The sequence below is a fragment of the Streptomyces sp. NPDC107454 genome (assembly GCF_055582885.1).
Genome location: NZ_JBVJPA010000003.1, coordinates 401,378 through 425,819 on the forward strand (window position 1 = coordinate 401,378; position 24,442 = coordinate 425,819).

At 68.4% G+C, this 24,442-nt stretch carries 16 protein-coding genes and 1 tRNA gene; 11 read left to right on the plus strand and 6 right to left on the minus strand.

All coding sequences use genetic code 11. From position 1 onward, the window contains the following. The first annotated feature begins 8 nt into the window (after positions 1–8). The 4 genes from ACZ69M_RS09410 to ACZ69M_RS09425 are packed head-to-tail and all read left to right on the plus strand — an operon-like array spanning position 9 to position 9,682. Positions 9–1,739 (plus strand): PD-(D/E)XK nuclease family protein, encoded by a 1,731-nt coding sequence (locus tag ACZ69M_RS09410; RefSeq protein ID WP_470048146.1) that lies wholly within the window; start codon positions 9–11, stop codon positions 1,737–1,739. Next, the gene (locus ACZ69M_RS09415; RefSeq protein ID WP_470048148.1) at positions 1,732–2,919 is read left to right on the plus strand and encodes a pPIWI_RE_Y domain-containing protein; all 1,188 of its coding nucleotides are present in this window, start codon (positions 1,732–1,734) and stop codon (positions 2,917–2,919) included. The genes ACZ69M_RS09410 and ACZ69M_RS09415 overlap by 8 nt, the downstream gene beginning before the upstream one ends. After that, the gene (locus tag ACZ69M_RS09420) at positions 2,912–6,571 is read left to right on the plus strand and encodes a pPIWI_RE_Z domain-containing protein (RefSeq protein WP_470048150.1); all 3,660 of its coding nucleotides are present in this window, start codon (positions 2,912–2,914) and stop codon (positions 6,569–6,571) included. The genes ACZ69M_RS09415 and ACZ69M_RS09420 overlap by 8 nt, the downstream gene beginning before the upstream one ends. A gap of 21 nt (positions 6,572–6,592) precedes the next feature. Beyond that, on the plus strand, positions 6,593–9,682 hold the full coding sequence (locus tag ACZ69M_RS09425; RefSeq protein ID WP_470048152.1) for a pPIWI_RE module domain-containing protein: 3,090 nt from the start codon (positions 6,593–6,595) through the stop codon (positions 9,680–9,682). Positions 9,683–10,375: 693 nt separating this feature from the next. Here ACZ69M_RS09425 and ACZ69M_RS09430 read toward each other — a convergent pair. After that, the gene (locus ACZ69M_RS09430; protein ID WP_037737487.1) at positions 10,376–10,696 is read right to left on the minus strand and encodes a helix-turn-helix domain-containing protein; all 321 of its coding nucleotides are present in this window, start codon (positions 10,694–10,696) and stop codon (positions 10,376–10,378) included. A 21-nt stretch (positions 10,697–10,717) separates the two neighbouring features. On the opposite strand from ACZ69M_RS09430, the gene ACZ69M_RS09435 reads away from it, so the two are divergent. The 3 genes from ACZ69M_RS09435 to ACZ69M_RS09445 are packed head-to-tail and all read left to right on the plus strand — an operon-like array spanning position 10,718 to position 12,915. Next, positions 10,718–11,722 (plus strand): hypothetical protein, encoded by a 1,005-nt coding sequence (locus ACZ69M_RS09435; RefSeq protein ID WP_343325420.1) that lies wholly within the window; start codon positions 10,718–10,720, stop codon positions 11,720–11,722. Then, complete coding sequence (locus ACZ69M_RS09440) at positions 11,719–12,591, plus strand: hypothetical protein (protein WP_470048154.1); 873 nt, start codon at positions 11,719–11,721, stop codon at positions 12,589–12,591. The genes ACZ69M_RS09435 and ACZ69M_RS09440 overlap by 4 nt, the downstream gene beginning before the upstream one ends. Positions 12,592–12,594: 3 nt before the next feature. Then, positions 12,595–12,915: a hypothetical protein gene (locus ACZ69M_RS09445; RefSeq protein WP_470048156.1), complete on the plus strand. Its 321-nt coding sequence runs from the start codon at positions 12,595–12,597 to the stop codon at positions 12,913–12,915. A gap of 582 nt (positions 12,916–13,497) precedes the next feature. Here ACZ69M_RS09445 and ACZ69M_RS09450 read toward each other — a convergent pair. Further along, positions 13,498–13,582 (minus strand) — tRNA-Leu (locus ACZ69M_RS09450). A 210-nt stretch (positions 13,583–13,792) separates the two neighbouring features. Next, positions 13,793–14,242, minus strand: coding sequence for a MarR family winged helix-turn-helix transcriptional regulator (locus ACZ69M_RS09455; protein WP_470048158.1), 450 nt, complete (start codon positions 14,240–14,242; stop codon positions 13,793–13,795). A 100-nt stretch (positions 14,243–14,342) separates the two neighbouring features. On the opposite strand from ACZ69M_RS09455, the gene ACZ69M_RS09460 reads away from it, so the two are divergent. Next, positions 14,343–15,278, plus strand: a complete 936-nt coding sequence (locus ACZ69M_RS09460; protein ID WP_470048160.1) for an LLM class flavin-dependent oxidoreductase — start codon at positions 14,343–14,345, stop codon at positions 15,276–15,278. Between the two features lie 23 nt (positions 15,279–15,301). Here ACZ69M_RS09460 and ACZ69M_RS09465 read toward each other — a convergent pair whose 3' ends face one another. The 3 genes from ACZ69M_RS09465 to sucC all read right to left on the minus strand — a co-directional run bounded on the left by ACZ69M_RS09465 (position 15,302) and on the right by sucC (position 19,139). Next, positions 15,302–16,855: an aldehyde dehydrogenase family protein gene (locus ACZ69M_RS09465; RefSeq protein WP_470048162.1), complete on the minus strand. Its 1,554-nt coding sequence runs from the start codon at positions 16,853–16,855 to the stop codon at positions 15,302–15,304. A 239-nt stretch (positions 16,856–17,094) separates the two neighbouring features. Beyond that, a complete protein-coding gene (gene sucD, locus ACZ69M_RS09470) occupies positions 17,095–17,994 on the minus strand; it encodes a succinate--CoA ligase subunit alpha (RefSeq protein ID WP_470048164.1) in 900 nt (299 codons plus the stop codon). Positions 17,995–18,008: 14 nt separating this feature from the next. Beyond that, the gene (sucC, locus tag ACZ69M_RS09475; protein WP_470048166.1) at positions 18,009–19,139 is read right to left on the minus strand and encodes an ADP-forming succinate--CoA ligase subunit beta; all 1,131 of its coding nucleotides are present in this window, start codon (positions 19,137–19,139) and stop codon (positions 18,009–18,011) included. Positions 19,140–19,283: 144 nt separating this feature from the next. On the opposite strand from sucC, the gene ACZ69M_RS09480 reads away from it, so the two are divergent. Genes ACZ69M_RS09480 through ACZ69M_RS09490 form a run of 3 tightly spaced genes read left to right on the plus strand, consistent with a single transcriptional unit; the run spans position 19,284 to position 24,387 of the window. Then, positions 19,284–20,969 (plus strand): thiamine pyrophosphate-binding protein, encoded by a 1,686-nt coding sequence (locus ACZ69M_RS09480; RefSeq protein ID WP_470048168.1) that lies wholly within the window; start codon positions 19,284–19,286, stop codon positions 20,967–20,969. 10 nt (positions 20,970–20,979) lie between these two features. Next, entirely contained in the window at positions 20,980–22,239 is a 1,260-nt protein-coding gene (gene frc / locus ACZ69M_RS09485; RefSeq protein WP_470048170.1) for a formyl-CoA transferase, read from the plus strand. A 3-nt stretch (positions 22,240–22,242) separates the two neighbouring features. Next, positions 22,243–24,387 carry an acetate--CoA ligase family protein gene (locus ACZ69M_RS09490; RefSeq protein WP_470048172.1) on the plus strand — a complete coding sequence of 715 codons (2,145 nt, stop codon included), beginning with the start codon at positions 22,243–22,245 and terminating at the stop codon, positions 24,385–24,387. The last annotated feature ends 55 nt before the right edge of the window (positions 24,388–24,442 follow it).

Genomic DNA, 24,442 nt, shown 5'->3' on the forward strand with positions numbered 1-24,442 from the left:
GGGTTGCGATGAACCTTCCACCCGTTCCTGACGGCGTCACGGGGCGACCGGACCTGGTCCGAGTCAACCCCCGCCACACGCTGGAGAACGACACCACCTGTCCTGACCAACGGCGCGCCGCCGTACGCCCCCTGATCGGGCCGCTCGACCCGGTCCCCTTCCTTACCGGTCCGCTGCAGGAGTTCGGCACCAATCCGCTGCAGGCATGCCTTGATCTGGTCGAATTCGAGGGGCGTGCTCTCATCGACACGATCGAGCATCTGCGCGCGAGCAAGGGTGTGCTGCAGAGATGGTGGTCCCCGACTCATCCGGCTCATCTGCAGTGGACCGAGCAGGTTGTGGAACGCTACGTCGCGGCGCGGGCCGCCGAGCAGTGCGCCGCCCAGGCAGGCGGGTTGCCTTCCACCGAAGCGGTGGCCGGCCACTGGGTGTTCCGCACCGAACTGTCACAGGCGGTCGACGCCCGGGGCGTACGACAGTACGAACACACGATTCCCGGCCGACGCTATGAGTCCGCGGACGGCCGTCTTCGCGACCTCTGGCTCACGTCAATGGGACGGGCAAGGGAGAACCGCCCGGACAATGAGAAGGCCGCCATCGCACACGTCATGGCTCTGGGTGGCGTCGGACCCAAGCCGAGGTTCGCCAAGGCTTCATCACCCCGGCCGTCCACCGCCGACAACCCCCCGGAGCGTGTCCGCGTCTTCGACTTCGGCTGCGCGGACGGCAGTTACCGCAAGATTCTGGACTGGGACGCCGCGGAATGCCGTCGGCGCTTCGGACAGCATGCGGCACCCGCTTTCGCCCGGGCGGCGTCGTCCACCGGTGCACGACCGGGGGGCGCTTGTGTGGAATGCAAAGCGATCACGGGTTGCGACGCGTTGCCGCGTACACCGGATCTCTGGGGCGGACGTCCCACTGTGCCGCCACGCCCGCGCCGGTCACTGTCCGCATGGGATCTGAGGCTGTACGGACAATGCCCGGCGCAGTACCACCTCACCCGCCGACTGCACGTCGCCTCCCTCCAGCCGGAGGGTGACGGCGCGCGTCGCGGACGCGCCGTCGACGCGTGGCTCAACGAGGCCCACACACGTCGCCACCCTCGCGGTTGCCGGAACGTCCCCGGGCCGGAAAACCCCGAGGCCTGGAGCGCCGGTAGTTACCGTGTGGAGGGTGATCTCGCCCGGCAAGGCGCGGCGATGCTGCGTCAGCACCAGGCCCTGTGCCCACTCGACAGGCTCGGCCCCGAGGAACAGGTGCTCGGTCAAGAGCGAGTGACGGCGTACGTACCGGAACTCGACGTGGTCGTCATCTCAGTGCCGGATCTCCTGTTCACCCGCGCGGGCGGCTGGGTCTGGCGGGAGACGAAGACCGAGGCCAAACCGCTCTGGGAAGGTACCCCGCTCATGACCCGATACCCGCAGCTCGCGCTCGGAGTGCTGCTGCTCGCATCGGGCGCCAAGGGAGCCGACCCGTCACGCTCCTGGGTGGAACTCGAGCTGCTGCACGCGTTCGATGCCACCCTGGAGCGACTGGATCCCGGTCGCCCCTCAGTGGTGGACGAAGCCCGTGCGGTGATCGCGGAACTCGCCCGACCGCTGCTGAACGACACCGAATACGCCCCGCGCACCGGGCATCACTGCCTCGGTTGCGAGGCCCGCCCGTGGTGTGTGCCCGGCACCGCCTTCGCGGCCGATCACCCTGACGACACTCCCCGGCAGGAGGCCATGCATGTCTGAGTCGCCGACGTTCCCCGGCTTTCTCGCCGACCCCGATGTACGGCTGCTGCGCGACGTCGCCACCGCGGTGGTTCGGCTCGACGCCGTGACCCGACTCGAGTCGTTCTCGCTGCCCTACCCCCCGCAGGCCCAAAGGGCACTCGACGCAGTCGTCCTCGCCTGTCTGCGACAGGGCGCCCGTGCCCCGTCGGGTGTCCCGGAGCTGCTGAGCTGGTGCCGCACCCGTCCACTGGGCAGCTGGCCGCTCGACGCCCTGAGCGCGGCCCCCTTCGACCGCTCCGACCGGCTCATCGACCGCGACTCGGGCGTCCCCACGCAGCTGTGCCACGAACTCGCCGTCGAGGGCAGAGGAGACAGTGCCACCCGCCAGTACGACCGGCTCGTGGTCCATGAGGCAATGCGTCTGTGCCGGGACGCGAACTCTCCGGAGTCGTACTCGGCCTTTCGGCGGACCCTGGTCACCCGCCCTGTCCTGGCTCAGGTCGACCACTTCGAGCTCAGCACCGACCTGTACCTCGATCCTGTGAGGGAACTGCTGGAGCAGATCTACGTACCTGTGCCGGACTCGTATCTCCGCAGGGGCGGTTATACGCCGTGCGGGCGCTGCCGCACGCTGCTGACTCCGCTCAGCGACGGCGGCTGGTGGTGCGAGCACGCGCGTTGCCGACAGCTGGGCGCCCCTCCTCCCGGACTGACTCTGGACCGTGAAAGTGCGGGTGAGGTGCGGCACCTGCGTCGGCCCCTGCGGCTCTACGTGACGAGCCCCGGCCACGCGGAGGTCGATCTGGAGGAGTCCTTGCGAACGCTCGGGTTGTCCGTGGAGATGTGGCCGGGATTCGATGCGTACGACCTCCGGGTCACGTTCCCCGACGCATATGTCTGGGCTCTCGATGTGAAGGACTGGGCCCATCCCGGACTGCTCGGGTACGCGGCGAAGGACGTGCGCCCCGAACCTCCGTATGACGAGGCATGTTGGGTCGTCCCGCAGTTCCGTGTCGACATGCGGCGCGACTACCTCGCCGTGTACGCGCGTGAGCGAGGCGCACGGGCAGGAGGTCTGAGGCTTCTCACCGACCGTCAACTGGTCAGAGCGGCAGCCGCCCGCCTGCGCGGTGAGCGTGGGGACTCTGCCCGCATCTCCCCCTGTGTCTCCATGCCGGAAGGAAACGATCATGCGTGATCGCAGCAGCTGGTATCAGGACCTCGCGCAAACCCTGCGCCCCTGGCCCGAAACACGCGTCGCGACGAAGCCGGCTCTGCTCTGCCAGGTCGAACTCGGTCTCCGCCTGCTGGAACGTCTCGACCCGACACGCATGCCCGACGGCGTTTGGACGCTACTGGGAGGCTATCCGTTCGCGGACGCCGGAGGGCTGATGACGTGTGCTGACGACCAGCTCGCTCTGGCCGCGGCCCGCCATCTGCTCTGGCCGATGCGGCGACGCCGCATGTGGCAGCAGAGCCTCGAAGTCTACGAAGAGCTGCCGGAGCGCCTGCGCGGATACCGGTTGACGGAAGGCTCACCCGCCCGACGGGTCGATCCGCCGGTGGCGTCGCACCGCTTCACCGTCTACGACACCGCGCTGGCCGCCCTGCCGGACTTCTCCAGAAAGCCACTGCCCCAGGCGGAAGCCGGCTCGTACCGCTTCATGGACCACCGCCAGCTGGCCTCCGTCGCGATCACCACGGACCTTCTCCGCGCTCCCGCTCATGGTCACGACCTCGTCTCGGACCGTTCAGGGCCGAAGGGGCCCCTCGAAGTACCGCTCACGGAGCTCGCGGACGTGGCTCGGTGGATGGACGAAGAAGGGCTGAGCCGAGGACTCAAGCCGAGCAACTGGCAGGGCCGGCTCAGCGATCTGGAACTCGATACCCGGACGCAAGAAGGCAGGTCCTTCGCGAGCGCTGAGGTTCTGCAGCTCGATGGACTCACGCACCTCGTGGGAATGGTGGGAGCGGGCAAGTCGACCCTCATGCAATTGGTCGCGGTCTGGGCGCACCGACGCGGGCTGCGCACCACGCTGGTCGTGGGAGATGTGGCCGAGCAGCTGACCCTGGTGGAAGGTTTCCGTGCGCTAGGGCTCGACGCCGGCCTCGTACAGGGCGGTACGACCCGCGAGCAGCACGCGCAGCGCCTGCATCGGCGTCTTGCCGGACGCGGAGAACAGTCGCTACTGCACCACACCGACAGATCGTTCATGCATCTGAGCACTGCCTGCCCTCTGGACGCTCTGCGGCATCTCGAAACAACGACTCCGTTGCGTTACACGGACGCGCCGTGCGGAACGCTGCACCCTGCCGGTGGTGGGCAGCCGGATGCTGCCGTCCCGGATGGCGCCTCACTACTGCGCGAACTGCACGATCAGGACCGCCGTGAGGGGAACCGGTCCGAGGAAAGGCGGTCCGAGGAGCCGCCCGAGCTGAAGCATCCGCATGCGTGTCCCTTGTGGAGTGCCTGCCCTCGTCATTCCGCCGCCCGCTCTCTGGTCGATGCGCTGATCTGGGTCGCCAATCCGGCGAGCCTGGTCCAGACGGCCGTGCCTCGGCAGCTGAACTCGGAACGGCTGCGCTACCTCGAACTCGCCTGCCTGCGGAGCGACATCGTGATCGTTGACGAGGCGGACCGCGTACAGATGCAGCTTGACACCATGTTCGCCCCATCGGCGACCTTGATCCAGCGCGGCAACGAGTCCTGGCTGGACCGGTTGCAGACCCATGCGATCGAGGAATTGGCACGGCAGGGCCGATTGCCGCTGTCCGACCGGGACGTGGCGCGCTGGTCATCCGCTCTGGATGTCGTCGGGCAAGCCGCGGACCGCCTGCTCACCCGACTCATCGACGACCCGGAACTGCGCGACTGGGCCCAGACGGACTACTTCAGCGCATGGACACTCCAGGAAAGGCTGCTGCACGAGTGGTTCCCACTCGCAGCACCGCAGGACGACGACAGGCTCGAAAGCGAGGAAGAACTTTTCGAGGACGAAGAGAAGCTCGGTGCGGGCACAACGCACCCCGGGGCTTCCCGGCTCGCGGACACATACGTGGCGCGTCGCTCCGAAGTGACGAAAGTGCTCGATACCTACCGGGACGACCCGTTGGGCGACCAGGGGCCACACAACTCGGTCACGGACGCACTCACCCGGCTCACCCACGACCTCTTGCACACACTCAACGAGAAGGGCACCCGGGCCCGGGCCCGAACAGTCCTGAGCGACCTTCTCAGCGGTGCACCAGGGCCGTCGGAGCGAACGCCTTCCGTTGCTCGACATCGTGGACGCCCTGTCCGCCCCACGGACGTGCCCCTCACTGAGCAGTGGCTGGACCGGGCAGCTCTGCGTCTGGAATTCACACTGATTCTTGCCGCACTGCATCAGCGACTCGATCGCGTGACTTTCCTGTGGCCCCAAGTGGAAGCAGCCCTGAGGCTGGACACCGGTGGGAACGACCTGACCCGTCGGCCTCCGCTCGACTACGCACCTCTGGTACCCGAGGCCCCGATGGGCAACGTCCTCGGATTCCAGTACCTGCCCGAGGAGGAACAGACGTCGGACGCCGACGGCCGCCGCTCCGGAACACTGCGCTTCTTCCGCTGTGCCGGAGTCGGACGCGAGCTTCTCCTGTCCCTTCCCCGGTTGGGCGCCAGGCCGGAACTCGGTGCGCCTGGCCCGCACGTGCTCCTGATGTCGGGAACCAGCTGGGCCGGTACCTCTACACGTGCCCATGTCCTAGCGCCCGTCCGCGCGGTGCTGAAGCCGAGCGCACGCGCGCTGCGAGCGGTGGGCGACAGTGAGTTTTCGGTCTGCTTCGTACACGACGACACCGGCAGGCCTCTGCGCCTGTCGGGCCAGCCGCTGGACCGTCGTGACGACGTACTGCGGGCGATGGTTCTGAAGCTCGCCAGGGACGGACGAGGTGGCACGGCCGCGCCTCTCAAGCGTGAGCTCAACCGCATCACCGACGACCGCAGGCGGCGGGCGCTGCTGCTCGTCGGCAGCTACCGGGAAGCCGATCTGGCCGCCTCGGTGCTCAACGATGTCCCGCGATGGCGCGGGAGGGTCCGGGTGCTGGTCGCGGACGATGCCCAACTCGACACGTCCGACGGTGGGGACGCGGCGCCGACGGCGGGCACGGTCCGACGGGGTGATCTCGCCTCGTTCGCCGATGACGAGGACGCGGAGCTACTCGTGGCACCGCTCCTGGCCATCGAGCGCGGCCACAACATCCTCACGGTGCCCCATCGGCCGGGCGAGGAGCGTGTAGCGGCATTCGGCACAGTGTTCTTCCTGGCCCGGCCCCACCCACGCCCCGACGATCTGTCCTTGGCCGTGTTCGCCGTCAACGACTGGGCAGCGCGGTTCGTCCGCGGACTCTCCGACCCCTCTCAGGAGAACTTCGCCGACCTTGTCGGGAAGGCTTCGGATCTGGACGAGGCGGGACAGGCCTTCAGGACGACGGCCCGGGGGGTCTGGCGCCGTCTCCTCTCACGCCGCTACATCTACTCGGCACTGACTAAAAGTGAGAAGGAGTCCTTCGCCTGGGACCAGCTGGTGACCATCTGGCAGGTCATCGGACGCCTCGTACGCGGCGGAGTGCCTGCCCGGGTCGTTTTCGTCGACGCCGCTTTCGCTCCGGCTCTCGCGGCAGCCACGGCCCCCGCACCCCGGCTCGACCGCCGACAGGATGTCGGGCTGCTCATGCGACTGCGTGAGGTCCTCGCGCCTTACTTCGACCCGAGCGCGCCACACACCCAATTCGCCGACCCGGCAGATCCTGCCCTGGTCGGCCTCCTGTACCGCCCTCTCTACGACGCGCTGTGCAACCTGCGTTCCTTGTGACCGCTGAGACCAGGACCGGTCGTGAAGCCGGCCGTCACCTCCTCTGAAGGGGCCAATCTCTTGTACGGATCGATCCGGCGTTCCGCGTACCACCTCGCCGCGGACGCCGCACCCTGGACTTCGCGGTACCGTGCGTTGCCGTTCCCGGACCACTGGCACGCCGGTCTGCTCGACCTGTGCAATCACGGTAGGCCCGAGGGCAAGCAGATGTGGACGGTACCCACGGGGCGTCTCGACGGCGTCCTGCAGACATTGGCTCCCGATCTCATCGTCAGGCCACGCCCCCGCCCGCCCGTGGGAGAAGAACCCACGCCGGACGAGAACTTCTGGCTCTACGTGCCCGACGACGTGCCCGATCCGCTACCCGCGCCTGTCTTGGCACGCCTACTGGACGCATGGTTGCGCACCCTAGGTCCAAAGGACTCCGGGAACGATCCGCTGTTCAGGAAGCTGCTGTTGAGCCGTAGCACCGAACTGCGCTCCGGCCTTCCCGAGTGGCAGGACGGCAATGAACTGGTGGTTGATCTACTCGGCACACCGGCAACGGAAGGTGGCACCGCTTCCCCGTCGGGACGGCAGTACCAATTGGCTACGGATGCGCTTGCCCGACGCATTCTCGACCTGCCGTGCTACGAGTTCGACGGTGGCGTTCTTCGCTTCCGCGCCGTACCACGCGGCCCGAAGGAACAAGGCGCTGAACTGGTGTCCCAACCGCTGTCACGCACAGTGAACCGCAAGGAGTGGTGGTTCTCCGTAGTCCTCAACATCTCACTGCAGACAACGCCGTTCGACCCTCGTCCGCGGCTCCATCTACATTGGGGGGTGCGTCGATGGGCCACCCATCCCCGGCACGACACAGGCCGTCTTGCCCTGCCATTCGGACAGTCGACATCTGTCTATCTGCGCCCCGCCATCCCATGGCTGTCGGGCGCCCCGATGAGCGACCGGTTCGCCATTGCCCGCCTCGTCCGAGCGCGTGGGTCCGACACCTACGACTGGGTCCACAACGACCCGGCAGGGATCCTTCACCGGCTCAGCCTCAATGGCAGTTTCCCGTCCCCGGACGAGATCCTGAGTGATCCCCTGGCCTGGCTCGACGAAGGACGCCGGCTACAGGCGGCCGTGACCCACAGCACCCGCATGACATCAGGACACGAGATCGGTGCCGGCTTGATGCCGCATCAGCGGTCGGAGCTTACCCACTGGGCCGAACAGGCGCTGCCGGAAGGCCTGGTCCGCGTGCCCGACCTCGTGCGGAGGGGAGTACGGACGGCACAACCCGCCAATCCCCGCCGCAAACTGAGCGGGGAGACGAAGACAACCGAGGAGACTCGGTCGGCGCACGCCCGGCGGCAGACGCTCGCCGTCGTTGCCAGTGAGTCGTCCCCTGGAAGATCCGGCGAAAGCCCGGTACTCGAAGCCCGTTTGCTGTGGCGGACTTCGGAGCTTCGCCGTGCCGCGATCGAAGCGTTCGTCGGCGTTCTGGGGCTTGATGCCGCCCCTGAGGACATCGCGGAGTCGTCCTTCGAAGAGGCCCGGCCCGGTGTGCCCGTGGTTCTCGAGTGGCGCACCCCTGAGCTCGTCCTTCGACTGCGTTGCCTGCCCCTGAACGGTGGCCTCGGTGAGCCTCTGATCCTCGATCCGGCCGTTCGAGGCCGCGACCACCGCCTGGCGGAGGCGGTCGTCACTCGCCGGAAGATGGCACGCGAAAGGCTCGAAGCTGATGGAACGACCACGGGTAATCCCACCCTCGGGCTGGTCGAGATCGACCATCCGGTGACGTACCGGCCGTCCGACACCGACCCGAAGTTCGCCCTGCGACTCGGCTGCGCCGACGCGGGCGTCCTGACCCAGTTCGCGGTGACTCCTTCGGCCGACCGCCGGATCCAGAACGAGGACACCCTGGACCACCGTGTCCGCAACGCCTGGCTCGACGGGCTGCGCCAATTGGGCGTACGCGTGATGCCGGAGCATACGCTCGGGAAGCGGCTGCCCGATGACTTGAGGTACGCCGCGCTGTGGATGGTCAAGCGCCGTAAGGACGGCCCGACCAGGCTGCCGAAGCACCTTCCTGTCGCGGTCCTCGTCACCCCGCTGCCTGACGCGGAAGGCCTCGCACGTGTCCAGGGCTGGGACGACGACCTTCGGGACTGGGTGTCGTACCCTTCCTTCCTGCTCAGCCTCGTCAAGCGGGCGGAGATCGACCCCGAAATGCACGGCGAGTCAGGCAAGGTCCCTCCGCCTCGAAACGGCGCTCAGCCGCTGCTCCGGACTCGTGTCACGTCCACCGCGTGGCGCAAGAACCTCCAGGAACAGCGACGGGAAACGGCAAACTTCCTGCAGCGGATCCTCCACTCTTTGCACGGTTCGCCGACCGTCCTGATCACACACGCCCAGAACAGCCGTACGCACTGGCCGTGGCTACAGGACAGCCGCGTGATCCGCGACCTGGTGAAGACAGGGCACGCGCCGGAAAGTCGGCTCGAAGACGAGCTTCGGTTGGTGCGAATCCGCGGCAGGGCCGGCCGCGAGACAGCGCAGTGGTGGGGTCTGGCCGCGCCGGGGAAGGGGGACGAGAAAAACGGGCAGCCCGCCGGATTCTGGGCTCTGTCCGATGACGCGCGTCTTTCTTCGGACGAGCGCGTCTTCTACAGCGCCACAAGCCGTCCTCAATCCCATCCCGTGTCGCCCGCGCTGGATCGGCTGACCACACGCACCACCGCCTCGGGCAACCTCGTCTCTCAGGCAGGCAAGAGTGCCTGGAATCCAACTCTCACAGAGATCTCGGTTCTCGGCTGTCATGTGAAACACGGCGATGACCCCGAGGCCCTCGCCATGGCGATGCACCAGCTGCGTCAGGCTCCGGACTATGCGGATGCGTTGTCCCTGCCGCTTCCCCTGCACTTGGCAGGGCTTGCGCAGGCTTACGTTCTGCCAACGGTTACGGGAGACAGTGCGGAAGCGGTCCCCGACCTTGATTCCGCACGACGGGATCAAGGAACGAGGGAGAGCGGCCGAGAGTCCGTCGACGAAGATGTCGATCCGGATCTCGTCGACTGCCCGATGCAGGAGGAAGCGGCCGAACCAGCGACGCAGCTGCCTCTGTTCTGAGGTGAACTGGGCCGGCCGTCGGCATGCATGCATGCAGCGAATCCTGGTATCACGGCCGAACAATGGCTCTCCGAAGCGTTGGACCTCTTGCCGCATTCTTCGATGCCACGGAGCAGCCGTACCGGCACTCACTCATCCCTCTGAACGGAAAATCTCAGATCAGGTGGGCAGGCGGCAGCGTCCGGGCGGCGTCAACCGTGAGCGACGGTTACGCAGTGGGCATGCCGGTGGCCGGCGAGTCCTCGCACGGAGGTCTCCTCAGTCGACAGGCGCGTCACTCGTCTCCGACCGGGAGATGGAGACGATCTCCAGGTGCGCGCCCATCCCCTGCGGCGCCGTTGCAGGGTCGTGTCCCGCGTCGCGGTGCAGGGGATCAAGGGATATGCGTTCCGGGGGCTTCGCCCAAGGCCGGGTAGTTAGCGTTTTCGCAGGTCATGCTCGTGAGTTGAAGGATTCTCGACGCAGAGGAACGGAACTCGTTGGTACAGGCAGTCGACCAAGACAGCTTGTCCCAAAGGAGCTCCGTTGCCCCGTCATTTTGTCCTGCTGTCTGCGCTGACGGCCATCACCCGAACGATAACCGTGGGTCCGTCGTGCACGTTCACTCTAGCGCCGCCGACGGTAGCGCTAGAGAGAATCTGTGCCGTCATGCGATGGACCGTGCACGACTGACCTCAAACAGGCAATTGAGGATCAGCCATGGGCACATTGAGTCGTATTCGATCCGGGCCAGAGCGCAAGGCCCAGAGCGCGCTCCAGCCGGCAGACCGTCAGGACATCCGGCCATCCAGCTCCCGCCAGCAGATCGCCGATGGTCTGTCTGCCGACGTCGCTCTGGGTAGCCAGCGCGCGTAGCGAGAGGTCGGGGCGCTCACCCAGGGCGGCGGCAAGGCGGCGAGCAATCGTCTGGACCACTGCGGCGGCAGGCTCCCCGACGATCCGGGCGTCCGGCCACTTGTCCGGGTCGACGGCGTAACTCCGTGGCGGCGCCGTGCGCGCTCGGCCTCCGGTCATAAAGATGCGCTCCTTCAGATCGTGATCGACACTGACGCCATCGGCCGGTTAACCGGCCACATGTCATGGGCCTTGCGCCTGGAGGTCGCTGTGTCGAATCGCCTGCTGGCGTACGCGCCGAAACCGGAGACGGTGCCGCCCGCCAAGTGGCGCCGCATCGCGCCAGTCGTCCGCTCGCTGGGATTCCTGGCCGTTGCGGCCGGGCCCTACGGCCCGGATGTGATCATGACGCCGCTCGCGCGACTGGTCGCTTGGGCCGAGGCCCAGGGCCTCCCGCTGGAACCCTCGGTGATCCTTGACCAGAGCACCGTCGAACGCTTTATCCTCGTCGGCTGCCGCGACATGGCCGCCAACAGTCGGCGTACCTGCAGCAGCCAGCTGCGCCGGGCATCCGAAGCCCTCCTGCTGGATCAGCTCGGGCAGCATCCGCCGATCCGGCTGAAGGCTGCCGCGACCCCGATGACGCCTTACCCACAGGCGGAAGTCGCCCACTGGCTGATCTGGGCGCAGAGCCTGCCCACCGCGGCCCAGCGGCGCAATGCCTGTCTGCTCTTCTGCCTCGGTATCGGGTGCGGCCTCGCCGTCGAGGATCTTGTGTACGTTCAGGGGCGGGACATCCAGGCGGGCCCCACCGGGCGAGCACTGGTCAAGGTTCACGGGCGCCGGCCGCGCACCGTCGTGTGCCGTTACGCCTACGAGGAACTGCTCCTGGCGGAGGCTGCAGACATCCCGGCAGACGCGTACGTGTTCCGGCCGGACTGGCAGGACCGCACCAGCAAGCACATCGCATCGGATTGGCTCGCCAAGTACCCACGGATCATCGGCCGTTGCGACGGGGCGGTGCTGCAGACCCAGCGGCTGCGCACGACCTGGATCGTCGATCTGCTGAATGCGGGCATTCCGCTGAAGGTGATCCTCAAGGCATCGGGGCTCGCGACGCTGCACAGCCTCTCGCGCTACCTCGTCTTCCTCCACGACGTACCCGAAGCAGAGGCATCCGATCTGTTGCGGGGAGCGGCGGCATGAGCAGGAAGAACCCGGAGAACAAACCCTGTCGGCGTACCGGCCTCGCTTTACACCCTGCACCGCAAGCCCCCGGCCGTACCCTCAACGATCGCGTCGTGAACCAGGTTTTCAATCTTGTGCGGCACAGCGGCGCACTGGAGCGCCTCCCCTCCGACAGCCACAGGCCGGGGCCCAAAGGCATGCCCTTCCGCACCGTATTGATCGGCTTGATCCTGTCCCAGTACATGGGCAAGAGCGCAAACATCGACGATGCCTGGGCAACACTTTTCTTCGCGCTGTCTCCCGGGGCCAAAGCCCTGCTCGACGTTCCTGACATCGACCTGGACATCCCTGAGGGCGCCAGCGGCGAAGAGATCGACCACATCGCGCACAAGCAGTACGCGATGTCGAAGCGGGTCTACCGGTCCTGGACGTCGATGACCAAGCGCCTCGACCCGGCGCCGCACGACCGCCGCAAACGACTGACACTCGGCGAGGCCAAGAAGATCCGGCGGCAGTGGAATGCCTGCGCCTACAGGGACACCGTGCGCAACCTGGAAGCCATCGCCCAGGACTTGGTTCTCGCCCCGGTCATGGCCTCCTACCAGCGCGGCGACTTCGCCCGCTGGCATGGTCACGTCGCGGTCGACGCAACTCCGGTTCCGGTCTGGGACAAAGAGCCTGACCACCGCAGAGACCGGGCCTCGCTTGAGATCACCGCCGGGATGTACGTAAAGGGAGGAGCGCCGAAGCGGCCGGTGTATCCCGGCGGAGCAGCGGCCCCCACGAACACCGGCACCCGACGCGGCGCAGCCAACAAGCCGGCGACTCGCACGACAAAACCGACGCAGAAGAAGACCAAGGCACCGGAGAAGAAGGAGTTCCGCTAGGCCATGATGGCCGCGTTCCCCGGCCACGGCCACGGCGACCTCGCCGGCGCCTACCCTGCGGTCTGCCTCGGCATGATCCTCCACACCCCAGGCACCGAACCAGGCCCGGCCGCCCTCCGGGCCATCCAACCAGCAACAGTCACCTGCTACCGCCGCCCCCAACCGCGCCCGTCCACCGTCGTCGACCTCGACGCCCCCACTGTCCGCACCCTGGCCGCTCTGCCCACCATCCCCAAGCCCAAGCGGGACACCAGCACCTACCCCGACATCTGCACCGGGAAGAGCATCACTGTCCCAGGCACCGCGCTGTCCAAGTGGCGGTAGAAGTACGCCCTGTTCACCCCTCTGTGGCAGGAGGCATGGTCCGGACTGCGCAGTCAGAGCGAGGGCGGCAACGGAAGCCTCAAGAAGTCCGCCCTCGACAGCATCAACAACCCCCAGTTCCGCCTGCCCCACGGACGCGTCGCACAGACGCTGCTCAACGCCGTGATCATCTTCGTGGCGAACCTCAGAGCCATCCGACGGTTCCGCCGTGACCAGGGCATCCAGTCGCGCAAAAACAGCACGCCGCATACAGCACCCACAAGCGGCCAGCCCATCGAGCCATCTCGGTCGCAACCGCTTCCGACCGGGCCGGCCGAGCCTCCGCCACGTGAGTGACGCGCCCCCGCCGTACTCCATCCCCTGAAAGCCCCATATGCCTGCGTCACGGCCACGAACCGTCGCGCAGGCATGTCCTGTTTCCGCAGGTGAGAGGCGCAGCACCCGAACTGCCACTGCACCGCCCCTCACCGAGCCGATCACGCGACCCGAAGGCCCCAGGAACGACAAAAAACCGGTGAGCCATATGACTCAACCGGCAATTCGTGAACGTATCGGGGACGATCTCGTGAACGTCCCTAGTTGTGTCCGAGGGGGGACTTGAACCCCCACGCCCGATAAAGGGCACTAGCACCTCAAGCTAGCGCGTCTGCCATTCCGCCACCCGGACTAGGTGTCTGCCGCCTGACCGGGGGTGTTCCCCGCGGCGACATGGACAACAATACCAAGGTTTCGGAGCGCCTTTCACCTGCATATCCGGGCCGCGGGAGCACCTGCGCGAGGCCGAACGAGGGGCACCCGGCGACTTGCCGTGGGCGATGCGACGATCGCCGAGGGTGAGCAGAGCGGGGAGCCGAACAACCCCGGACCCGTACCCCCCTCACTCCGCGTTCCGACGCTCCTCCACCACCAGGATCCGCAGGGCCCGCACGAGCGCGGCCGCCCCCTCCTCGTCCAGCGGCTCGAGGAAGCGCCGCTCCATCGCCAGCCGCGCACCCTCGGCCCGGTCGAGGCAGTCCCGGCCCGCGGGCGTCAGCTCCACGATGTTCTTGCGCCGGTCCTGAGGACTGCGGCGCCGCTCGACCAGCCCTTGATCCTCCAGGCCGTCGATGAACGCGACCATCGTGGTGCGGTCGATGCCGAGCCGTCCGGCCACCTCGACCTGCGACAACGGGTACTCGGCGGCGAGCACCGCCAGCACCGCGAGCTCATGGCCGTCGATCCCGAACGGCGCCAGCGCCTCCGCGGACGCCCGCGCCAGCCGCTGCTGGGCGTGCTTGAGCAGATAGCCGAGCCGGGACTCAAGGGGTACGGGAGGGACATGACGCACGGGAGGTACGGGAGGTACAGGAGGGCGCTCACCGGTCATGCCGGGAACTGTACCCAAGACTGATTGTCAGCACTCCTGATGATTGTCTACGCTGAGCAATATGAGCGATCAACGCGTGCGCTTCGGTATCAAAACCACCCCCATGCACGTCTCCTACGACGACATCCGCCGCGTCTGGCAGGAGGCCGACGCCCTGCCCGAGATCGAGGACGCCTGGCTCTGGGACCATCTGCTTCCACTCCGCGGCCCCAAGGACGGCCAGATCCATGAGGGTTGGACGCTGCTCAGCGCCCTGGCCGCGCAGACCGAGCGGCTGCGGCTCGGGCTCCTCGTCACCAGCAACCGCATCCGCCCGCCCGCCGTCCTCGGGAAGATGGCCTCGACCGTGGACGTGATCTCCGGCGGCCGGCTGGTCATGGGCATCGGTGTCGGCGGCACCCACCAGCCACCCGGCACGGGCGGGATCGCCGGCGAGAACCCGGCCATCGCCGAGTACGAGGCGTACGGGCTCTCCCTGGTCCCGCCGGGCGAGGGAGTCGCCCGGCTCGGCGAGACGGTCGAGATCCTGCGCCGGATGTGGACGCAGGACGACCCCTTCGACTTCGAGGGGCGTTACTACCGGTTGCGGGGCACGCGGAACGAGCCCAAGCCGGTGCAGCGGCCCGGGCCGCCCCTGCTGATCGGCGGCTGGGGAACTCGACTGCTGCGGCTCGTCGCCGAGCATGCCGACATCTGGAACATCCCCGGACCGCCGCACAACACCGTCGAGTTCGTCGCCGAGCGCGGTCGGGTGCTGGACGCGCACTGTGCGGACATCGGACGGGATCCGCACGCGATCACGCGCTCCGTACAGGTCGTCGTCTCGTACGACGATCCCGCCGCCACCCGCGCCACCGTCGCCGGCCTCATCGGCATCGGCGTGAACCATGTCGTGCTCAGTCTGCCCCAGCCCTACCCACCAGGTGTCGCCCGCTGGCTGGTGGACGAGATCATCGCGGGAGTCCGCAGGGGCCCGAGGGAGCAGGCGGCGCCCTGAAGCGGGTACCGCCCGCCCTCACCTCACGGAACGAGCTGGTACTCCGGGAAGTTGCCCGGCAGCCGCTCCCCCGCCGGCCCCTGCGTGACGGCGCGCACGAGCAGCTCGCCGCCGACGAAGGCGCCGCGCCAGGACGCGCCGAGGCCGCCGAAGAGCTCGTCACGGTCGCCGCGGGAGCGGGGCTTGCCGCGGCCGACCTTGAACGCGCGGATCTGCGGGGCCAGTCGCGCGTACGTCGCCTCGTCGTCCGTGGACAGCGTGGCGACGAGCGCGCCGTTCGACGCGTTCATCGCGGCGAGCAGCTCCGCCTCGGTGTCGACCAGGACGATGGTGTCGACCGGACCGAAGGGCTCCGCGTGGTGCAGCGGTGAGGACGGCGGCGGGTTCAGGAGCGTGACCGGCTGGACGTACGCCGCCGTGTCCTGGCCGGGCAGGAAGCGTGCGTCGGTCAACTTGCCGCGGTGCAGCGGGACGGCGCCGCGGTCGATGGCCTCGGCCACCTGGTCGTGCAGCTCCTTCGCCTTGGCCGCGTTGATGACGGGCCCGAAGTCCAGGGCGGGACAGGGGTCTTCGGGATGCTCGACGGCCAGCGGGTGACCGACCCGCAGGGTGCGGACGGCGGGGAGGTAGGCGGCGAGGAACTCGTCGAACAGCGAGCGCTGGACGACGAAGCGCGGGTAGGCGGTGCAGCGCTGCTTGCCGTAGTCGAAGAGCTTGGGGATGACGGCCGTCAGCGCGTCCCAGTCCGTGTGGTTCCAGATGCCCCAGGTGTTGAGTCCCTCCTGTTCGAGTACATGCCGCTTGCCCAGGTCGGCGACGGCGGTGGCCACCGCGGCGCCCGTGTCACGGCCGCCGACGAAGGAGACGCAGCCGATCTCGGGCGCGCGGACCAGCGCCTCCGACAGCTCGCCTCCGCTGCCGCTGACCAGGGTGACGGGGATCCCTTCGCGTGCGGCGAGCGCGCCGGCCAGGGTGAGGCAGGCGACGCCGCCGTCGGTCGGGGTCTTGGCGATGACCGCGTTCCCTGCCAATGCCTGTACCAGCATTGCGTGAACGAGCACGCTCATCGGGTAGTTCCAGCTCGCGATGTTGGACACCGGTCCCTCGAGCGGAGCCCGGCCGTCCACCATGGGCTCGATGCCGTCGACGTACCAGCGCACGCCGTCGATCGCCCGGTCCACGTCGGCCTGCGCGAGTCGCCAGGGCTTGCCGATCTCCCAGACGAGGAGGAGGGCGAGCAGTTCGCGGTGCTCGGTCAGGGCGTCGAGGGTGGCCGCGACGCGCGCCCGTCGTTCGGCGAGAGGGACATGGCGCCAGGCCCGGTGCTGGTCGAGTGAGGCCCGTACGGCCTGGTGGGCGGTTGCGGCGTTCAGCCGGGGCGGGCCCGCGATGGGGCTTCCGTCGACCGGGCTGGTGGCGGGCAGTGCCCGGCCGTCCGCCCGCCAGGAGGCGTCCCACAGATTGAGGACGCGGTCCTCCTGGAACGCCTCGGGGGCGACGGCGAGGCAGCGCTGCCAGGCGTCGGCCCAGGACGTACCGGACTTGAGGACGAGGGGGGTGTTGAGGGTGGATGCCATTCGGATGTCTCCGCTCTCGGTGCACAGTCGGGGGCGGGAGGTGCCTGGCTCCTGCCGAGCTGCATGGTGCACGGGCCCGGACGAGGAGTGGTCGCATCCGTGCGGAGGAGGACGGTGGTCGCGTCCGCACGGAGGGAAGGGTTCGTACGCGCAGGGTGGTCGCGTACGTACGGAGGAAGGTACTGAGGAGGCTCCGCTCGTGACAGTCACCTCACATCAACTATGAGTGACGTCTCATCTCACCCCTGTGCGGCGACACGCTCCGACACCCATCGGGTCAGCACCAGCCGGGCCGTCTCGGTCGGTGTGCCGCCCACCCGTACTCCGGCCGCCTCGAGGGCCTCCCTCTTGGCCTGTGCGGTGCCTGCCGAGCCGGAGACGATCGCGCCCGCGTGGCCCATCGTCCTGCCCTCGGGCGCGGTGAAGCCGGCGATGTAGGCGACGACGGGCTTGGTGACGTGGTCGCGGACGTACGCGGCGGCCCGCTCCTCGGCGTCGCCGCCGATCTCGCCGATGAGGACGACGAGTTCGGTGTCCGGATCGTCCTGGAAGGCGGCCAGGCAGTCGATGTGGGTGGTGCCGACCACGGGGTCGCCGCCGATGCCCACGCATGTCGAGAAACCGATGTCGCGGAGTTCGTACATGAGTTGGTACGTCAGCGTGCCCGACTTGGACACCAGGCCGATGCGCCCCGGCTTGGTGATGTCGGCGGGGATGATGCCCGCGTTCGACTGCCCCGGAGTGATCAGGCCCGGGCAGTTGGGGCCGATGACGCGGGTGCCCTTCGTGGCGGCGTACGCGTGGAAGGCGACGGAGTCGTGGACGGGGATGCCCTCGGTGATGACGACGGCGAGCCCGATGCCCGCGTCGGCGGCCTCGGTCACCGCGGCCTTGGCGAACGCGGGCGGTACGAACACGACGGTGACATCGGCGCCGGTCGCCGCCATCCCCTCGCGCACCGAGCCGAAGACGGGCACCGCCCGGTCGTCGAAGTCGACGGTCCGGCCCGCCTTGCGCGGGTTGACCCCGCCGACGACGTTCGTGCCGGCGGCGAGCATCCGCCGGGTGTGCTTCATGCCCTCGCCGCCGGTCATGCCCTGGACGAGAACCTTGCTCTCCTTGGTGAGAAAGATGGCCATGTCCTGTTCCTCCTTCAGCCGGTGGTGGCGAGCCGGGCCGCGCGGTGTGCGGCGTCGTCCATGGTGGTGGCCTGCTGGACCAGGGGGTGCGCGCGGCCCTCGAGGATGGCGCGGCCACGGACGGCGTTGTTGCCGTCGAGGCGGACCACCAGGGGTTTGGTCAACCGCACGGCCTCCAGCGCCCGCACGATGCCGTCGGCGACCGCGTCGCAGGCCGTGATGCCGCCGAAGACGTTGACGAAGACCGATTTCACGGCCGGGTCGGAGAGGATCACGGAGAGGCCGTCGGCCATGATCTGGGCGGAGGCCCCGCCGCCGATGTCGAGGAAGTTCGCGGGGCGGGCACCGCAGCCCGCGACCACGTCGAGCGTCGACATGACGAGGCCCGCGCCGTTGCCGATGATGCCGACCTCGCCGTCCAGTTTGACGTAGTTGAGGCCCTTGGCCGCGGCCGCCGCCTCCAGGGGGTCGTCGTGCGCGGCCTCCTGCTCACCCCAACGCGTCTGGCGGAAGCGGGCGTTGTCGTCGAGGGTGACCTTGCCGTCCAGGGCGAGGATCTGTCCCCGGGCGGTGCGTACGAGGGGGTTCACCTCGACGAGCACGGCGTCCTCGCGGGTCAGCACCTCCCAGAGGCGTACGAGCACGTCGACGGTCTCCGGGGGCAGCCCCGCGGCCTCGGCGATCTCGGTCGCCTTCGCCGAGGTGACACCCACGGCCGGGTCGACGAGAACACGCGCCACCGCCTCCGGGCGGCTCGCGGCCACCTCCTCGATGTCCATGCCGCCCTCGGCCGACGCGATCGCGAGGAAGCGTCCGGCGGCGCGGTCGAGGACGTATCCGACGTAGAACTCGCTCTCGATGTCCACCGGTTGGGCCAGCATCACCTTGCCGACCGTGTGGCCCTTGATGTCCATACCGAGAATCTGACGTGCCGTGAGCTCGGCGGCGGCCGGGTCGGCTGCGAGTTTGACGCCGCCCGCCTTGCCGCGTCCACCGGTCTTCACCTGGGCTTTCACGACGACTCGGCCGCCGAGCCGACGGGCGATCGCGCGTGCTTCCTTGGGCGAGTCCGTGACCTCGGCCCTCGGCACCAAGATGCCGTGTTCCTCGAAGAGTTCCCTTGCCTGGTGCTCGTACAGGTCCATCACCGGCTCCTGACTGAAAGTGCCGCACGCCCCCTGGACACCACCCACCGGATGCGGGATAACAAGCTTCATACAGTATTCGTCGACTGTATGCAATGTACCGCGAGAGCGTTCCAACCCCCTACGAAGGGACAGGACTTCGCCATGCCCGACGACATCAGCCAGGACTCCATCTCCGGTGGGCATCTGGTCGCCAAGGCACTCAAAGCAGAAGGTGTGGAGGTCATCTACACCCTGTGCGGCGGCCACATCATCGACATCTACGACGGCTGCGTCGACGAAGGCATAGAGGTCGTCGACGTCCGTCACGAGCAGGTCGCCGCCCACGCCGCCGACGGCTACGCACGCATCACCGGCAAGCCCGGATGCGCCGTCGTCACGGCGGGTCCCGGTACGACCGACGCCGTGACCGGCGTCGCGAACGCCTTCCGTGCCGAGTCCCCGATGCTGCTCATCGGCGGCCAGGGGGCGCACACCCAGCACAAGATGGGGTCGCTGCAGGACCTGCCGCACGTCGACATGATGACGCCGATCACCAAGTTCGCGGCGACGGTGCCGGACACGGCGCGCGCCGCCGACATGGTGTCGATGGCGTTCCGGGAGTGCTTCCACGGCGCGCCCGGCCCCTCCTTCCTGGAGATCCCGCGCGATGTCCTGGACGCCAGGGTGCCGGTGGAGAAGGCCCGGATCCCGGCCGCCGGCCACTACCGGGCCTCGACCCGCTCGGCCGGTGACCCCGAGGCCATCGAGAGGCTCGCCGACCTCCTCGTCCACGCCGAGAAGCCGGCGATCCTGCTGGGCAGCCAGGTATGGACGACACGCGGCACCGCGTCCGCCATCGAACTCGTCCGCACCCTCAACATCCCGGCCTACATGAACGGCGCGGGGCGCGGCACGCTGCCGCCCGGGGATCCGCACCACTTCCAGCTCTCGCGCCGGTACGCCTTCTCCAACGCCGATGTCATCGTCATCGTGGGTACGCCCTTCGACTTCCGCATGGGCTACGGCAAGCGGCTCTCCCCGGACGCGACCGTCGTGCAGATCGACCTCGACTACCGGACCGTCGGCAAGAACCGGGACATCGACCTCGGCATCGTCGGCGACGCGGGTCTGATCCTGAAGTCGGTCACCGAGGCGGCCTCCGGGCGCCTCAACGGCGGCGCGTCGAAGCGCAAGGAGTGGCTGGACGAGCTACGGGCCGCCGAACAGACGGCCATCGAGAAGCGGCTGCCCAGCCTGAGGTCGGACGCCTCACCGATCCACCCGTACCGCCTGGTCAGCGAGATCAACGACTTCCTCACCGAGGACTCGATCTACATCGGGGACGGCGGCGACATCGTCACCTTCTCCGGGCAGGTCGTCCAGCCCAAGTCACCCGGGCACTGGATGGACCCGGGCCCGCTCGGGACGCTCGGCGTCGGCGTCCCGTTCGTGCTCGCGGCCAAGCAGGCACGGCCCGACAAGGAGGTCGTCGCCCTCTTCGGGGACGGCGCCTTCTCGCTCACCGGCTGGGACTTCGAGACCCTCGTCCGCTACAACCTCCCCTTCGTCGGCATCGTCGGCAACAACTCCTCCATGAACCAGATCCGTTACGGCCAGGCCCAGAAGTACGGCCCGGAGCGCGAGCGGGTCGGCAACACCCTCGGCGACGTCCACTACGACAAGTTCGCGCAGATGCTGGGCGGTCACGGCGAGGAGGTCCGCGACCCCGCCGACATCGGCCCGGCGCTCCGGCGCGCCCGGGAGTCGGGCAAGCCGTCGCTGATCAACGTCTGGGTCGACCCGGACGCGTACGCCCCCGGAACCATGAACCAGACGATGTACAAGTGAGGTGCCCCCGATGACCCCGATCACCCCGATCACCGGAACGTCGACCAAGGCTCTCGAAGGCGTCCGTGTCCTCGACATGACGCACGTCCAGTCAGGTCCGTCCGCCACGCAGCTGCTGGCCTGGCTGGGTGCGGACGTCGTCAAGCTGGAGGCGCCGACCGGTGACATCACGCGCAAGCAACTGCGCGACCTCCCCGACGTCGACTCCCTCTACTTCACGATGCTCAACTGCAACAAGCGGAGCATCACCCTCAACACCAAGACCGAGCGCGGCAAGGAGATCCTCACCGAACTGATCCGGCGCTCCGACGTCATGGTCGAGAACTTCGGACCGGGCGCGGTCGACCGCATGGGGTTCACCTGGGACCGCATCCAGGAGATCAATCCGCGGATCGTCTACGCCTCCATCAAGGGGTTCGGGGAGGGCCCGTACACCAACTTCAAGGCGTACGAGGTCGTCGCGCAGGCCATGGGCGGGTCGATGTCGACCACTGGTTTCGAGGACGGGCCGCCGCTGGCGACGGGGGCCCAGATCGGTGACTCGGGCACGGGCGTGCACGCCGTGGCGGGGATTCTCGCGGCGCTGTACCAGCGGGAGAACACCGGGCGCGGGCAGCGGGTCAACGTGGCCATGCAGCATGCCGTGCTCAACCTCTGCCGGGTGAAGTTGCGCGATCAGCAGCGACTGACACATGGCCCGCTCGCTGAATATCCCAACGACGACTTCGGCGTCGAGGTTCCCCGCTCCGGCAACGCGTCCGGCGGCGGCCAGCCGGGCTGGGCGGTCAAGTGCGCTCCGGGCGGCCCCAACGACTACGTGTACGTCATCGTGCAGCCCGTCGGCTGGAAGCCGATCACCGAGCTCATCGGACGGCCGGAGCTGGCGGACGATCCCGAGTGGGCGACCCCGGAGGCCCGGCTGCCGCAGCTCACCAAGATGTTCCAGCTCATCGAGGAGTGGTCGGCCACCCTCCCCAAGTGGGACGTGCTGGAGAAGCTCAACGCCCACAACATCCCGTGCGGCCCGATCCTGTCCACCAAGGAGATCATCGAGGACGAGTCGCTGGCCGCCAACGAGATGGTCGTGTCGGTGCCGCACCCCGAGCGGGGCGAGTTCGTGACCGTGGGCAGCCCGCTGAAGCTCTCCGACTCCCCCGTGGACGTGACCAGTTCGCCGCTGCTCGGCGAGCACAACGAAGAGGTCTACATCGGCGAGCTCGGCCTCGGCGACGAGGAACTTCGCCTGCTCAAGTCGAACGGAGTGATCTGAGTGATGGCCGAAGACCGGATGGTGAGGGTGCGCACGCTCCTCGACGCCGTGCGGGCCGAGGGTCGCAGCGCGCTCACCGCGCCCGAGGGAAAGGTCATCGCCGACGCGTACGCGATCGCCGTCCCCGGCGAGGAACTGGCGACGGACGTCGACGAGGCGGTGGCGTACGCGGCGCGCTTCGGCGGACCCGTGGTGATGAAGATCGTCTCGCCGGACATCCTGCACAAGACCGACGCCGGCGGCGTGATCGTGGGTGTGGAGGGTGCGGCGGACGTGCGCGCCGCCTTCCACAAGATCGTCGAGAACGCGCGGGCCTACGACCCGCGGGCCCGCATCGAGGGCGTCCAGGTCCAGGAACTGCTCCCCCAGGGGCAGGAGGTCATCGTCGGGGCGGTGACCGACCCGACCTTCGGGAAGGTCGTCGCCTTCGGGCTCGGTGGGGTGCTGGTGGAGGTCCTGAAGGACGTCACCTTCCGGCTCGCCCCCGTGGACGCCGACGAGGCGCTGTCGATGCTGGACTCGATCAGGGCGGCCGAGATCCTGCGCGGGGTGCGTGGCGCGCCGCCGGTGGACCGGTGGGCGATCGCGGAGCAGATCCGCCGGGTCTCCGAACTCGTCGCGGACTTCCCCGAGATCGCCGAGGTGGACCTCAACCCGGTGATCGCCACTGCGGAGGGCGCGGTCGCCGCGGACATCCGGGTCATCCTCGCGGACTCGGTCCCCAAGGAGCGGCGCAAGTACACGCGCGAGGAGATCCTCACGTCGATGCGGCGGCTGATGGAGCCCTCGTCCGTGGCCGTGATCGGTGCCTCGAACGAGCAGGGCAAGATCGGCAATTCGGTCATGCGCAACCTCGTCGACGGGGGCTTCTCCGGCGAGATCCACCCGGTGAACCCCAAGGCCGATGACATTCAGGGCCGCAAGGCGTACAAGAGTGTCACCGACGTTCCCGGTGAGGTGGATGTGGCGGTCTTCGCGATCCCCGCCAAGTTCGTGGCCTCGGCCCTGGAGGAGGTGGGACGCAAGGGGATCCCCAACGCCGTACTGATCCCCTCCGGGTTCGCGGAGACCGGCGAGCACGAGCTCCAGGACGAGATCGTGGCCATCGCCGAGCGGTACGGGATCCGGCTGCTCGGGCCGAACATCTACGGCTACTACTCGACGTGGCAGGACCTGTGTGCCACGTTCTGCACACCGTACGACGTGAAGGGCGGCGTTGCGCTGACCTCGCAGTCCGGTGGCATTGGAATGGCCATCCTGGGCTTCGCGCGTACTACGAAGACGGGTGTTTCCGCGATCGTCGGGCTCGGCAACAAGTCGGACCTGGACGAGGACGACCTGCTCACCTGGTTCGGTGAGGACCCGCACACCCAGTGCATCGCGATGCACCTGGAGGACCTGAAGGACGGCCGCGCCTTCGTGGAGGCGGCGCGCGCGACGGTCCCGAAGAAGCCGGTCGTCGTCCTGAAGGCGGGGCGTACGGCCGCCGGGGCGAAGGCCGCCGGCTCGCACACGGGCGCGCTCGCGGGCGACGACGCCGTGTACGAGGACATCCTGAAGCAGGCCGGCGTCATCCGGGCTCCCGGGCTGAACGAAATGCTGGAGTACGCGCGCGCGTTGCCCGTACTTCCCACCCCCAAGGGCGGCAACGTCGTCATCATCACGGGTGCGGGCGGCAGCGGTGTGCTCCTGTCCGACGCGGTGACGGACAACGGTCTGTCCCTGATGGAGATCCCGCCGGACCTGGACGCGTCCTTCAGGGCGTTCATCCCGCCCTTCGGGGCCGCGGGCAACCCGGTGGACATCACCGGGGGCGAGCCGCCGTCGACGTACGAGGCGACGATCCGGCTGGGCCTGGAGGCCCCGCGCATCCACGCGCTCGTCCTCGGCTACTGGCACACCATCGTGACCCCGCCCATGGTCTTCGCCGAGCTCACCGCGCGCGTGGTGGCCGAATTCCGTGAGCGCGGCATCGAGAAGCCCGTGGTGGCGTCGCTCGCGGGTGACGTCGAGGTCGAGGAGGCCTGCCAGTTCCTGTACGAGCGGGGGGTCGTGGCGTACCCGTACACGACGGAGAAGCCGGTGGCCGTGCTCGGCGCGAAGTACCGCTGGGCGCGGGCGGCGGGCCTGTTGGGGGGCGGTTCATGAGGTGAACCAGGGCGGGGGCGGCCGACGGTGCGCGTCGGCCGCCCCCGGGACCCGT